This window comes from Curtobacterium sp. NPDC090217, assembly GCF_044746705.1.
Lineage (GTDB): Bacteria > Actinomycetota > Actinomycetes > Actinomycetales > Microbacteriaceae > Curtobacterium.
The window spans coordinates 72,831-84,928 of sequence record NZ_JBIVCR010000007.1 but is presented as its reverse complement, the minus strand read 5'-3'; the positions used below and the strand labels follow the sequence as shown (position 1 = coordinate 84,928).

Here is a 12,098-nt window from a genome sequence, read left to right as displayed (position 1 = left end):
GCGGGCGTCGTTTCTTTTTGCGGGTGGGGCGCGCTCTGGTGGGGGGGGGGGCCGCCCCCCCCCCCCCCCGGGCCGCCCCCCCCCCCCCCCCCCCCCCCCCCCCCCCCCGGGGTGGTGGTCGGTCCTACTTGCTGGTGACCTTGAAGCCCTGCTCGTTGCCGTACTTCACGATGGCCTTCTGCCATGCCTCGAGCCCGGCGTTCAGGTCCGTCTTGTTCTGGTAGGCCTGACCCACCGTGTCCGCGTAGACGCTGTTCGCGTAGACCTGGAACGGCAGGTACTGCCAGCCCTCGGCGACGTCGGAGGACGCCTTCGACAGGGTCTCGTTGATCGCCTCGCCGCCGAAGTACTCCGGCTTCTCGGCCGTGAAGGACGACGAGCTGAGCTGCGCCTTGGTGGACGGGAACCCGCCGGACTTGAGGAACACGTCGATCGAGTCCTGCGAGGAGTTCAGCCACTTCAGGAAGCCGGCGGCGAGCGCCGGGTTCTTCGACTGCTTCATGACGACCTCGGCGGATCCACCGTTGTTCGAGGTGACGTCGGACGAGCCGTCGTAGGTCGGGATCGGGGCGACACGCCAGTTGCCGCTGCCGTCCTTGACGCTCGACTCGAGCACGCCGGGCATCCAGGCACCCGTGACCATCGTCGCGATCTCACCGTTGCCGAGCTGCTTGTACCAGTCGTCGGTCCAGCCGGGCGTCTGCGAGAGCAGGCCCTTCTCGACGAGCTGGTTCCAGGTGGAGGTCCACTTCTTGGTGCCCTCGTCCTGCAGGTTCACCGAGACGTCGGTGCCCTTGACCTCGAACGGACGGCCGCCGGCCTGCCAGATCATCGACGTGGTGAAGCCGGCGTCTCCGCTGTCCGCGGCGATGTAGGCGTTCGGGTTCGACGCGTGGATCTTCTCGGCGTCCGCGACGTACTCGTCCCAGGTCTTCGGCGGCGTGGTGATGCCGGCCTCGTCGAAGGTCTTCTTGTTGTAGAACATCGCCATGGGGCCGGAGTCCTGCGGCAGGCCGTAGACCTTGCCGTCGAGGTCGACCGACTGCCAGGTGCCGGCGCCGTACTTGCTCTCGAGCGAGTCGAAGCCGTAGGACTTCAGGTCGACGAGCGAGTCGGCGAGGGCGAACTGCGGCAGTGCGAAGTACTCGATCTGCGCGACGTCGGGGGCACCGGAACCGGCCTTGATCGTGTTCTGGAGCTTCGTGTACTGGTCGTTGCCGGTGCCGGCGTTGACGAGCTTGACCTTGACCTTCGGGTACGCCTTCTCGAACGCGGCGACCTGGGCCTCGGCGGACGGGGTCCACGACCAGTAGGTGAGCGTCCCACCCTTCTCGAGGGCCTTGGTCATGTCGTCGGACGAGCCGCCGGACGACGAGCCGCCGGAGGCGCAGGCGGCCAGGGCGATCGTCGCCGTGACGCCGATGGCGAGGGCGCTGAGGCCGCGCCGGAGTCGCTTGTTCATTCGGGTGTGCCTTCCACTTCTTCGTGATGGGGTGTGCTGCTGGGGTGCGGGTCAGGCCTTGACGGACCCGGCTGCGAGGCCGGACTGCCAGGAGCGCTGGAGGAAGAGGAACGCGATCACGATCGGGATGATCGTGAGCAGCGATCCGGTGACGACGAGGTTGTAGATCGGGTGCGCGGAGACCCCGACGGCCTGGGCGCTCCACTGGTTCAGGCCGACCGTGAGCGGGTAGAGCCTCGGGTCGCTGAGCATGATCAGGGGCAGGAAGTAGTTGTTCCAGGTCGCGACGACGGCGAACAGGAGGACCGTCACGACACCGGGTGCGAGGAGTCGCAGGGCGATGGTGAAGAAGATCCGGAACTCGCCGGCGCCGTCCATGCGGGCCGCCTCGATGACCTCGGTCGGGACCGCGTCGACCGCGTAGGTCCAGATGAGGTACATGCCGAACGGGCTGATGAGCGAGGGCAGGATGATCGCCCACGGGGTGTTCGTCAGGCCGACGGCCGAGAAGAGCAGGAACGTCGGGACAGCGAGGGCGGTGCCGGGGATCGCGATGGCACCGAGGACGATCGCGAAGACCGCGCGCCGTCCGGGGAACCGGAACTTCGCCATGCCGTAGCCCGCGACGGTCGCGAGCAGGGTCGCACCGCCCGCACCGACGACCACGTAGAGCACGGTGTTGCCGAGCCACTGCAGGTAGATGCCGTTGTCGTAGGTGAGCGTCTCGCCGATGTTCTGGAAGAGCGAGAAGTCCGGGCCGAACCACAGGCCGAACGTCGAGAGCAGGTCGGCCTGCGACTTCGTCGCGTTCACCACGAGGTAGAACAGCGGCAGCAGCGAGTAGACGGTGATGACGACCATCACCACGAGCAGGAGCGGCGACTTGCGTGCGCGGGGACCGCGGCCCTTCGGGGCCGTCGGACGGGAGGCACGGGTACGGCCCGCCCCGCTGCGTCCGCGGGTGGTCACCGCCTCCGTCACGGTCGGGGGCTGGGTGTCGACGGCGCTCATCGGTTCTCCGCTCGGGTTCCGCGGACCTGCACGACGTAGGCGATCACGGCGGTGATGACGCCCATGACGATGGCGACGGTGGCGGAGTAGTTGAACTGCTGGCCGCTGAAGGACAGCGAGTAGGCGTACATGTTCGGGGTGAAGGCGCTGCCGATGACGTTCGGGGCGAGGGTCTTCAGGAGGTTCGGCTCGTTGAAGAGCTGGAAGCTGCCGATGATCGAGAAGATCGTGGCGATGACGATGGATCCGCGGAGCGCCGGGATCTTGATGGACCAGACGGTGCGGAACGGGCCGGCGCCGTCGATCTCGGCGGCTTCGTACAGGTCGGTCGGGACCACGCGGAGTGCGGCGTAGAAGATCAGCATGTTGTAGCCGACGAACTCCCACGTGACGATGTTGCCGATCGACGCCAGGACCCAGTCGGGGCTGAACGGCTGGAGCAGGTCGATGCCGAGCGCGCCGTTGATCGACCCGGTCAGACCGAACTGGTTGCCGTAGATGAAGCCCCAGATGAGTGCGGCGACGACACCGGGGACCGCGTACGGCAGGAAGATCGCGATGCGGAAGAACGACGATGCCCAGAGCCGCGCACTGTCGAGCGCGAGTGCGGCGACGAGCGCGACGAAGAGCATGATCGGGACCTGCACGACGAGGAACAGGGCGACCCGGCCGAAGCCGGTCCAGAACTTGGCGTCCTGCAGCAGCTGCAGGTAGTTCGCCAGGCCGACGAACTGGTTGCCACCGACGAGCTGGTCGCGGAAGAGGCTGAGCCAGAGCGCGTAGCCGATGGGCACGATGAGCATCGCGGTCAGCACGACCACGAACGGGCCGACGAACATCCAGCCGGTCCACCGGGCGCGCTGCCGACGTGGCCCGGACCGGGCGGCCGACCTGGCCTGCTCGAGCGTTGTCATGGGACTCCTTCGTCTCGCGTCGACATCGCGTTCGCGGCGATGCGACCTGATGTTGACGTCAACATCGTGGTCGAAGATAGCATGGCAACGTCAACATGCAACCGCGTGACAGAATCGTGACCGAAACCGCACCAGGGACGTGAAGGGATGCCCGCGATGACGACCGCCCCACCGGCCGGAGGACGAGCGCCCTCGATGGCAGCGGTCGCCGACGCGGCCGGCGTCTCGATGCAGACGGTGTCCCGCGTCGCCAGGGGCTTCGACAACGTCAGCCCCGAGACCCGCGATCGCGTCCAGCAGGCGATGACGTCACTCGGGTACCGCCCGAACCGAGCGGCTCGTGCCCTGCGCTCCGGGCACTTCCGCACCATCGGCGTGATCATGTTCACACTCGCGTCGTTCGGGAACATGCGCACGCTCGAGGCGATCGCCGACGCCGCCGGTGCCGCCGACTTCACGATCACGCTGCTCCCGATGGCGTCGCGCACGAAGGACGGCGTCCGCTCGGCGTTCTCGCGGCTGCAGGAGCAGGCGGTCGACGGCGTGGTGATCATCATCGAATCGCACGTGATGGACACCGCAGAGGTCGTCCTGCCCGACGGTGTGCCCGTCGTGGTCATCGACTCGACCGGCACCACCGACCACCCGGCGATCGACACCGACCAGGCACAGGGCGCCCGGTTGGCGACGCAGCACCTGCTCGACCTCGGACACGAGACGGTCTGGCACGTGGCCGGCCCCGCGATGTCCTACTCCGCTGGAGGGCGTCGGGCCGCGTGGGAAGCGACGCTCACCGACGCCGGGCGGACCGTCCCGCCCGTGTTCGAGGGCGACTGGGGCTCGACCTCCGGATACCGCGCCGGGCTCGAGATCGCCCGTCGCCCCGAGATCACCGCGGTGTTCGCGGCGAACGACCAGACCGCCCTCGGCATCCTCCGCGCATGCCACGAGGTCGGTCGCTCGGTGCCGGAGTCGCTCAGTGTCGTCGGCTTCGACGACTCGCCGGAGTCCGACTCGTTCTGGCCGCCGCTCACCACGGTGCACCAGTCCTTCGACGAGGTCGGCCGACGCGCGGTCAGCACGCTCCTCGGACAGATCGCAGGGACGGCGGCGGTCGCGGCGACCGATCTCGTACCGGTGTACCTCGTCGAACGCGCGAGCACGGCGGCGCCGGCCTGATCCGGCCGACGCGTCACTCGAGCGTCGCGACGCCCCGCCGGAGCACGTCCCGCGCGGCACGCGCCCGCGGGATCACCCACACCGCGCTCCACGTCGCGAGCCCCGCCCACAGCGCGAGCAGGATCGCGGTCAGCACGGGCGGCTGCTGGTCACGCATCGACCACGTCATCGCTCCCCAGCACACCGCGAGCACGATCTTCCCCCAGCCCGCGACCTGCTTGTCGGCCTCGGCCTGGACGAGCGGGATCCACACCGAGGCGGGGACACCGGCGGGCACCTCGCCCTCGGCCACCCACCGCTGCACCGCGACGACGCGCTCGTACCCGCCCCCGAGGCGCCACGAGCGCACAGTCAGGAATGCACCGATCGCTGCTCCGGCGGCACCGACGGGGATCGCGACGGCGACGAGCACCCCCGTCGTCGCACCGGCCCACGGCGACACCAGGAGCATCACGAGCACGACGGCGAAGGCCGCTCCGGCCACGCCGGAGCCGACCAGCCGCATCCGGCCGGCCTCATCGATCAGTCCGACGCCGCGCATGCCATGGACGGTACCCGCTCCGGACGGGAGGCTCGTGGCAGTCCGGCACCGAGCCTCCCGTCCGGCGGCGCGCGCGTTCCTGCCCATCACGCGCGACATGGGAAGCGGAAACGCGCGTAGGGGGCCGGAAAATCCGACCTCCTACGCGCGTTTCGACTTCCTACGCGCGGAAGCGCACGCCAGCGCGCGCTACCCGATCGAGAGCGCCGTCCAGCTCACCGGGGGGAGCTCGATCGTGACGGTGTCACCCTCGCGGCGAGCCGTCTCGTTCGTCCGGAGTCCGACCCGCGACGTGTTCGCCAGGTCGTTGACCGCGTGCAGGTCGTCGTCCCAGACACCCTCGGCGTGCACGTCGCCCTCGACGGACAGCCCCGACAGGTCGATCGTGACCGTCGTGCTCTCCGAGGGGTGACGGTTGACGAGGAACACCGCTGCCTTGCCGTCCTCGATCGTCGCGGCGGAGTCGACCACCGGGACCTGCCCGTACGTGCCGCCGTCGACCGTGTCACCGGACGCGATGACCTGCAGCGAGGTGCCGTGGGCGAGCCTCGACGTGAGCGAGAACGGGAAGAAGGTGGTCTGGCGCCATGCCGCACCACCGGGCTCGGTCATGATCGGGCCGATCACGTTGACGAGCTGGGCGATCGACGCCGATGCGACACGGTCCGCGTGGCGCAGCAGCGAGATGAGCAGCCCGCCGACCACGACGGCATCGGCGACGGTGTAGATGTCCTCGAGCAGGCGCGGTGCGACCGGCCACTCGTCGAGGGTGAACTCCTTCTGCATCTCGTTCCACTTCGAGATGGACCAGACGTTCCACTCGTCGAACGAGATGTCGATGCGCTTGTCCGACTTCTTGTGCGCCTTGACGTGGTCCGCCGCGGTGGTGACCGTGTCGATGAAGCGGTCCATGTTGACGCCGGACGCCAGGAAGGTCGGCAGGTCGTCGCCCTCTTCGTAGTACGCGTGCGCGGAGATGTAGTCGACGTCGTCGTAGGCATGCTCGAGGACGGTGCGCTCCCACTCACCGAACGTCGGCATCGACGCACCGGACGACCCGCAGATGACGAGCTCGAGGTCCGGCTGGATCTGGCGCATGCCCTTCGCCGTCATCGCTGCGAGCTTGCCGTAGTCGTCGGCGTTCTTGTGGCCGAGCTGCCAGGGCCCGTCCATCTCGTTGCCGAGGCACCACATCGTGACGCCGAACGGTTCCTCGCGGCCGTTGCGCTTGCGCTCCTCGGAACGGGCGGTCCCGCCGGGGATGTTCGCGTACTCGAGCAGCTCGATGGCCGCCTCGGTGCCGCGGGTGCCGAGGTTGACGGCGAGCATCATCTCGGAGCCGACCGAGTCGAGCCACTGCTGGAACTCGTGCAGGCCCACCTCGTTCGTCTCGGTGGAGTGCCAGGCGAGGTCGAGGCGACGGGGGCGCTCGTCGACCGGGCCGACGCCGTCCTCCCATTTGTAGCCGGAGACGAAGTTGCCGCCGGGGTAGCGGATCGTGGTGACGCCGAGCTCCTTGACGAGCTCGATGACGTCCTTGCGGAAGCCGTGCTCGTCGGCGCTCTCGTGCGCGGGTTCGTGGATGCCGTCGTAGACGTGGCGTCCGAGGTGCTCGACGAAGCCACCGAAGAGCCGGCGGCGCACGGGCCCCACCGTGAACGCGGAGTCGAGGACGAGGTGTGTGCGGGGCATGGATCTCCTTCGATCTGCTGGGCATCAGGCGTGCAGTGGCGGCCCGACTCGAAAGTGAGCGCTCACCCATCCGTAACGCTACCGGTATCCACGGCAGTGCGAAAGGGCTGGCGCATCATCGAGTCGCGGGCTAATGTGAGCGCTCACGGAGCACCTGCCCTGGTGTTCTCAGCCCGGCCCATCCCGATGGAGTGATGCCATGCCGAATCGACCCGTCCCACCCGTCCCACAGCTGCGAGGCGGCGCCTTCACCCGACGGAGCCTCCTCGCGGCCGGAGCCGCAGCGGCCACCGTGCTCCCCCTCGCCGCGTGCTCCAGCCCGATCGCCGCAGGCCTCGCCGGCAGCGCGCTCAACCCCGAGACCCTCGTGTTCTGGAACCTCTTCGGTGGCGGGGACGGCGCCCGCATGCAGGAGATGGAACGCGGGTACGCCAAGCAGCACGGCGGATCCAGCTCGCTCCAGGCGACGACGTTCGCGTGGGGCAACCCGTACTACTCGAAGGTCACACTCGCCACCGTCGGGAACAAGCCGCCGGACGTCGCGATCTCCCACCTGACGCGTGCGAAGCCGCTCTGGGACGGCGACCTGCTCGACCCGATCACGTCCGACGACCTCGCCGGCGTCGGCCTCGCTGCGAGCGACTTCAACCAGAAGGCATGGACGGCGCAGAAGACCGACGGCAAGAACATCTGCGTGCCGCTCGACACCCACCCCTTCGTGCTCTTCTACAACGTTGACGTGTGCCAGAAGGCCGGCCTGCTCGACGGTGACGGCAAGCTCAAGGACCTCACCGGGCTGGAGGCGTTCGAGAGTGCCCTCGCGGCGGTCGCGAAGGTGACGGGCGGCACCGCGCTCAACGTCGCGAACGTCAGCGAGATCGCGACCCCGTGGCGCTTCTTCTGGACGATGTACAACCAGATCGAGGGCGCGACGCCGTTCATCAGCGACGGCGGCGCGAAGCTGACCGTCAACGAGGACGCGTACACGAAGGTCACCGAGATGACCCAGAAGTGGGTGAAGAACGGCTGGCTGAACAAGGGCCTCGACTACGCCACCGCCCAGACCCTGATGTTCACCGGCAAGGCCGGCTTCTTCATGCAGGGCGAGTGGGAGATCAGCACGGCGCAGTCGATCAAGGGCCTGAAGTTCGGCATGGCGCCGATCCCGCAGCTCTTCGACAAGCCGGCAACCCAGGCCGACTCGCACACCTTCATCCTGCCGCGGAAGGACCGCACGCCGGAGCAGAAGAAGGCGGCGATGCTGTTCATCAAGCAGATGCTCGAGCAGAGCATGACGTGGGCGCAGGGCGGCCACGTCCCCGCGTACCTGCCGACCTACGACAGCTCCGCGTACAAGGAGCTCACGCCGCAGTCGAACTACGCATCCGCTGCCGAGACCGCCGTGTTCGACGACGCCGCCTGGTACGGCGGATCCGGTTCCACGTTCGAGAACACCGTCGGCGCACAGCTCGCACTCGTCCAGCAGGGCTCGAGCTCCCCCGCCGCCGCCATGAGCGCGATCAAGTCGCAACTGTCGACCTACCTCAACACCCCGAGCCCGCTGTGAGCGGCGACGTGAACACCCCGCGAAAGGCACGATGACGTGACTGCAGCACCAGTCCTCACCCGTCCCACGGGAGCGGCCACCGCTCCCCGTCGAGTCCGCACCTACCGCACCAGCCTCACCCGCGGCCAGGGCCGCAGCGGCTGGCTCTTCCTCGCCCCGTTCGGCCTGTTCTACCTGGCCTTCCTGCTCGGTCCGACGATCTGGATGATCGTCACGAGCTTCTTCAACACCTCGACCGTCCGCACGGGCCTCGGCAGCTTCGCCGGGTTCGCGAACTACGCGGAGATGCTCGGGCGCGCCGACTTCTGGTCGTCGCTCTGGCACACCTTGCAGTTCACGCTCTACACGACGCCGCCGCTCGTCATCCTGGCGTTCGTCTTCGCCGTGCTGACCAACCGGATGAACCGCGGCCAGTGGTTCTTCCGACTGGCGTTCTTCCTGCCCTTCATCCTGCCGTCGGCGACCATCTCGCTCATCTGGGTGTTCATCTTCACGCCGAGCACCGGCCTGTGGGCGAGCGTCCAGTCCCTGCTCGGGATGACCCCTGGTGCCGGTGTGCTGGCGAGCCCGAACACCGCCATGATCGGCGTCGCGATCGCCACGGTCTGGTGGACCCTCGGGTTCAACTTCGTGCTGTACCTGGCGGGGCTGCAGGAGATCCCCCGCGAGCTGTACGAGGCCGCCGCCGTCGACGGCGCGTCCAGCTGGCAGCAGATCAAGTCGATCACGCTGCCGCTCCTCGGCCGGACGACGACGCTCGTCATCCTGCTGCAGATCATCGCGAGCCTGAAGATCTTCGACCAGGTGTACCTGATGACGAACGGCGGGCCCGGCATCTCGACCCAGGTCTCGCTGCAGCTCATCACCGGCGTCGGCTTCACCGACAACCGGCTCGGCGCGGCATCGGCCGCGTCGGTGCTCCTGTTCATCGTGATCGTCGCGATCGCGGTCATCCGGCAGATCGTCGAACGCGCTGCCGCCAAGCGAGAGATCGGGGCCTGACATGACCGCCACCGAGAGCATCACCACCAGCCGGCCGAAGCTCCGTTCCGGCGTCTCGGCCGCCGCACCCGCGAACGCCGCGAAGATCGGTGTCAGCGGCAAGGGGTTCAACATCACGGCCGCGATCATCCTGACGGTGTTCGCGATCATCTGGCTGATCCCGAGCCTGTTCGCGCTGAAGACCTCGTTGTCGGACAACGGCGTCGCGGCACTCGGCGCGAACTCGATCCTGTCGAACTGGAACCCGACGCTGCACTCCTACGCGGCGCTCTTCCAAGCCGGCGACATCTGGAACTGGTACCTTGCGAGCGGCATCACGAGCGTCGTCACGGCGCTCCTCACGGTGCTGTTCGCGTCGATGGCTGCGTTCGCCCTGTCCCGCCTGGTGTTCCGCGGCCGGAACCTCGCGTTCCTGCTCATCATCCTCGGGATCATGATCCCCACCCAGGTGCTGATCATCCCGATCTTCCAGGAGCTCAACGCCGTCAACCTGCTGAACACCTACTGGTCGGTGATCTTCCCGCAGGTGCCTGCCGTGATCGCGGTGTTCATCTTCAAGCAGTTCTTCGACGGCATCCCGCGTGAACTCGAAGAGGCCGCGCGCATCGACGGCGCGAACATCTGGAAGGTCTACTGGTCGGTCATCCTGCCGCTGTCGCGGCCGGTGATCGCGGCGGTGACGATCCTGACGTTCGTCGGGGTCTGGAACAACCTGCTCCTGCCGCTGTTCGTCCTGTCCAACCCGGACCTCATGACCGTTCCGGTCGGTCTGGCGACGGTCCAGGGCAGCTTCGGCCAGCGCTACGCCGACATCCAGGCCGGCGCCATCCTGGCGGCGTTGCCGCTGATCATCCTCTACCTGATCTTCCAGCGGCAGATCGTGGAGGGCGTGACGGGTTCCGGCCTCAAGGGCTGACGCGACCACACATCGGACTGGAGGCTCTGCGCACGTCGTGCGCAGAGCCTCCAGTCCGTCACGGACGCCGCGCCAAGCGGGCCGAATCGCGCGTAGGAAGCTGAATCGCGCGTAGGAGGCCCGGTGTTCCGGCCTCCTACGCGCGATTCGGCTTCCTCACGCGGGCGCGATGGGAAGGACCGTCAGGGGGTGGGGGTGACCGTCCAGGTCCCGTTCGTCTGGATGGCCATCACGCCGGGCAGGTCGACGTCGAAGGACTCGGTGAACGCCCCGGTGTTCCCGAACAGCTGCGGGTTGGCGGACGTCGTGAACACCCGTCCGGAGAACGAGTCGTCCGGTCCGCTCGGCCGGTAGTCGACCGTCACGTGCGAGACGTCGTCGGAGAAGAAGAGCACCGCGGGCCCGGTCCCCGACTGCGACCCGGACACGTACGGCAGGTCGTTCCAGCTGCGCAGGGTCACCGTCCACGGGCCGTCGGCCTCGACGATGATCGTCTGGTCCGGGGAGTCGCTCTGCAGGACGCCGGTCAGGAACGAGCCCCGCAGCGGCGCGGTCGCGCGTCCGAACGGCGACATCCGACCAGGGGCGGTGACGGTTGCGGTGCCCGTGCAGGACGAGCAGTCGAGCTCGACCACCACGGCGAAGTCACCGTCGGCGTGGAAGGCCACGTTGGACGACCCGGTCCCCGATGCGGTCGCGGACACGCCGCCGGAGACCGTCCCGGCGTCGACGGTGTCCGGGAGGGCCTGCGCGATCGCCGGCGTCGTCGCCGTCGGGGTGGGGGTCGGAGTGGGCGTCGGGGTCTGGGCCCGCGACGGCGTCCGCGTCGCCGGGGCCACGTCGGGCTGTCCTGATGCCTGCGCGCACCCACTCACGAGCAGCACCGCTGCCACGACCACGCCGACCACCGCTGTTCCCCGCACCGTCCCCATGCGCACAGCCTGGCACGATCCGGCCGGGTCAGGCCGGGACCGGCTCCTTCGCCTCGCGCTTCCAGAAGCCGGAGAACGTGATGCGGGACTTCGGCAGCCCAGAGCGGTGCAGGTGGCGACGGCCCTCGGTCGCGAGGGTGGACTCCCCCACGACGAACGCGTAGGCGTGCTCGTCGGTGGGCGTGTGGCGCCGGAGTTCCTCGAGCGCCGCGGCTCCGGGGACCGCGTGGACGTCGTCGCGGACGAGCCACGTGACGGTGACGCCGGCCGGTGCGTCGAGCGGGCGGACGTCCGCCGCGACCGGGACCTCTTGGATGATCCGACCGACCGCGTCCCGCGGCAGCGACGCCGCGATGCCGACCACGCCGGGCAAGCCCGTCTCCTCGGCGACGACGAGGACCTCGCTCGCGTCGTCCGGGCAGTCGAAGATGCAGCCCTGGTCGAGCATCGCCAGTTCCTGACCGGGACGGGCAGAACACGCCCAGATCGCCGCACGGCCCTCGAGCGACCCGTCCCCGCTCGTGTGCACGACGAAGTCGATGTCCATCTCGGCCGGGGTGACCGCGGTCGCCGGGCGGAAGCCGGCGACGGTGTAGTTCGCGCAGTGCGGGCGGGTCTCCTCGGGGATGGCGAGGAAGGTCGGCCACCACTTCGTGCCGTCGAGCTCCGGCAGGCGGAACGCGTCCTGGTGGGGGTGCTGCATGAACAGGCGGAACCAGTGGTCGAACCCGAGGTACCCGAACTCGTGCAGGTCGTCCCCGGTGATCGTGACGCGGTGCATCGACGGCGTCACACGTTCGGTCCGGACGACCCGGGCACGGAAGAGCCGGGGGTTCACGGGCAGGAGCCGCGGGTTCTTCGCCATGAGGCAAGGCTAACCTA

At 68.6% G+C, this 12,098-nt stretch carries 11 protein-coding genes; 4 read left to right on the top strand and 7 right to left on the bottom strand.

Features of this window, described 5'->3' with window-relative positions; translation table 11 throughout:
- Window positions 1–124: 124 nt before the first annotated feature.
- The 3 genes from ACIPJ2_RS18800 to ACIPJ2_RS18790 are packed head-to-tail and all read right to left on the bottom strand — an operon-like array spanning window position 125 to window position 3,387.
- Window positions 125–1,462: an ABC transporter substrate-binding protein gene (locus ACIPJ2_RS18800; protein ID WP_402730124.1), complete on the bottom strand. Its 1,338-nt coding sequence runs from the start codon at window positions 1,460–1,462 to the stop codon at window positions 125–127.
- Between the two features lie 51 nt (window positions 1,463–1,513).
- Complete coding sequence (locus ACIPJ2_RS18795) at window positions 1,514–2,473, bottom strand: carbohydrate ABC transporter permease (protein WP_402730123.1); 960 nt, start codon at window positions 2,471–2,473, stop codon at window positions 1,514–1,516.
- The gene (locus ACIPJ2_RS18790) at window positions 2,470–3,387 is read right to left on the bottom strand and encodes a carbohydrate ABC transporter permease (RefSeq protein WP_402730122.1); all 918 of its coding nucleotides are present in this window, start codon (window positions 3,385–3,387) and stop codon (window positions 2,470–2,472) included. Before ACIPJ2_RS18790 ends, ACIPJ2_RS18795 begins: the two co-directional genes overlap by 4 nt.
- A gap of 156 nt (window positions 3,388–3,543) precedes the next feature.
- Between ACIPJ2_RS18790 and ACIPJ2_RS18785 the strand changes: the two genes are divergently transcribed.
- Window positions 3,544–4,566: a LacI family DNA-binding transcriptional regulator gene (locus ACIPJ2_RS18785; protein WP_402730121.1), complete on the top strand. Its 1,023-nt coding sequence runs from the start codon at window positions 3,544–3,546 to the stop codon at window positions 4,564–4,566.
- 13 nt (window positions 4,567–4,579) lie between these two features.
- Here ACIPJ2_RS18785 and ACIPJ2_RS18780 read toward each other — a convergent pair whose 3' ends face one another.
- Together ACIPJ2_RS18780 and ACIPJ2_RS18775 are read right to left on the bottom strand one after the other, a co-directional pair.
- A complete protein-coding gene (locus ACIPJ2_RS18780) occupies window positions 4,580–5,107 on the bottom strand; it encodes a hypothetical protein (protein ID WP_402730120.1) in 528 nt (175 codons plus the stop codon).
- Between the two features lie 189 nt (window positions 5,108–5,296).
- Complete coding sequence (locus tag ACIPJ2_RS18775; RefSeq protein ID WP_402730119.1) at window positions 5,297–6,799, bottom strand: alpha-N-arabinofuranosidase; 1,503 nt, start codon at window positions 6,797–6,799, stop codon at window positions 5,297–5,299.
- Between the two features lie 199 nt (window positions 6,800–6,998).
- Between ACIPJ2_RS18775 and ACIPJ2_RS18770 the strand changes: the two genes are divergently transcribed.
- The 3 genes from ACIPJ2_RS18770 to ACIPJ2_RS18760 are packed head-to-tail and all read left to right on the top strand — an operon-like array spanning window position 6,999 to window position 10,284.
- Entirely contained in the window at window positions 6,999–8,366 is a 1,368-nt protein-coding gene (locus ACIPJ2_RS18770) for an extracellular solute-binding protein (protein ID WP_281265393.1), read from the top strand.
- Between the two features lie 36 nt (window positions 8,367–8,402).
- Window positions 8,403–9,368, top strand: a complete 966-nt coding sequence (locus ACIPJ2_RS18765; protein ID WP_281265394.1) for a carbohydrate ABC transporter permease — start codon at window positions 8,403–8,405, stop codon at window positions 9,366–9,368.
- A gap of 1 nt (window position 9,369) precedes the next feature.
- Window positions 9,370–10,284: a carbohydrate ABC transporter permease gene (locus ACIPJ2_RS18760; protein WP_281265395.1), complete on the top strand. Its 915-nt coding sequence runs from the start codon at window positions 9,370–9,372 to the stop codon at window positions 10,282–10,284.
- A gap of 182 nt (window positions 10,285–10,466) precedes the next feature.
- Here ACIPJ2_RS18760 and ACIPJ2_RS18755 read toward each other — a convergent pair whose 3' ends face one another.
- Both ACIPJ2_RS18755 and ACIPJ2_RS18750 read right to left on the bottom strand, forming a co-directional pair.
- A complete protein-coding gene (locus ACIPJ2_RS18755) occupies window positions 10,467–11,216 on the bottom strand; it encodes a hypothetical protein (RefSeq protein ID WP_402730118.1) in 750 nt (249 codons plus the stop codon).
- 28 nt (window positions 11,217–11,244) lie between these two features.
- Entirely contained in the window at window positions 11,245–12,081 is an 837-nt protein-coding gene (locus tag ACIPJ2_RS18750) for a siderophore-interacting protein (protein ID WP_402730117.1), read from the bottom strand.
- Between the last annotated feature and the right edge of the window lie 17 nt (window positions 12,082–12,098).

Excerpts from the sequence above, each read along its gene's own strand:
- ACIPJ2_RS18800 (WP_402730124.1), bottom strand. The coding sequence starts at position 1,462 with ATGAACAAGCGACTCCGGCGCGGCCTCAGCGCCCTCGCCATCGGCGTC.
- ACIPJ2_RS18795 (WP_402730123.1), bottom strand. The coding sequence starts at position 2,473 with ATGAGCGCCGTCGACACCCAGCCCCCGACCGTGACGGAGGCGGTGACC.
- ACIPJ2_RS18790 (WP_402730122.1), bottom strand. The coding sequence starts at position 3,387 with ATGACAACGCTCGAGCAGGCCAGGTCGGCCGCCCGGTCCGGGCCACGT.
- ACIPJ2_RS18785 (WP_402730121.1), top strand. The coding sequence starts at position 3,544 with ATGACGACCGCCCCACCGGCCGGAGGACGAGCGCCCTCGATGGCAGCG.
- ACIPJ2_RS18780 (WP_402730120.1), bottom strand. The coding sequence starts at position 5,107 with ATGCGCGGCGTCGGACTGATCGATGAGGCCGGCCGGATGCGGCTGGTC.
- ACIPJ2_RS18775 (WP_402730119.1), bottom strand. The coding sequence starts at position 6,799 with ATGCCCCGCACACACCTCGTCCTCGACTCCGCGTTCACGGTGGGGCCC.
- ACIPJ2_RS18770 (WP_281265393.1), top strand. The coding sequence starts at position 6,999 with ATGCCGAATCGACCCGTCCCACCCGTCCCACAGCTGCGAGGCGGCGCC.
- ACIPJ2_RS18760 (WP_281265395.1), top strand. The coding sequence starts at position 9,370 with ATGACCGCCACCGAGAGCATCACCACCAGCCGGCCGAAGCTCCGTTCC.
- ACIPJ2_RS18755 (WP_402730118.1), bottom strand. The coding sequence starts at position 11,216 with ATGGGGACGGTGCGGGGAACAGCGGTGGTCGGCGTGGTCGTGGCAGCG.
- ACIPJ2_RS18750 (WP_402730117.1), bottom strand. The coding sequence starts at position 12,081 with ATGGCGAAGAACCCGCGGCTCCTGCCCGTGAACCCCCGGCTCTTCCGT.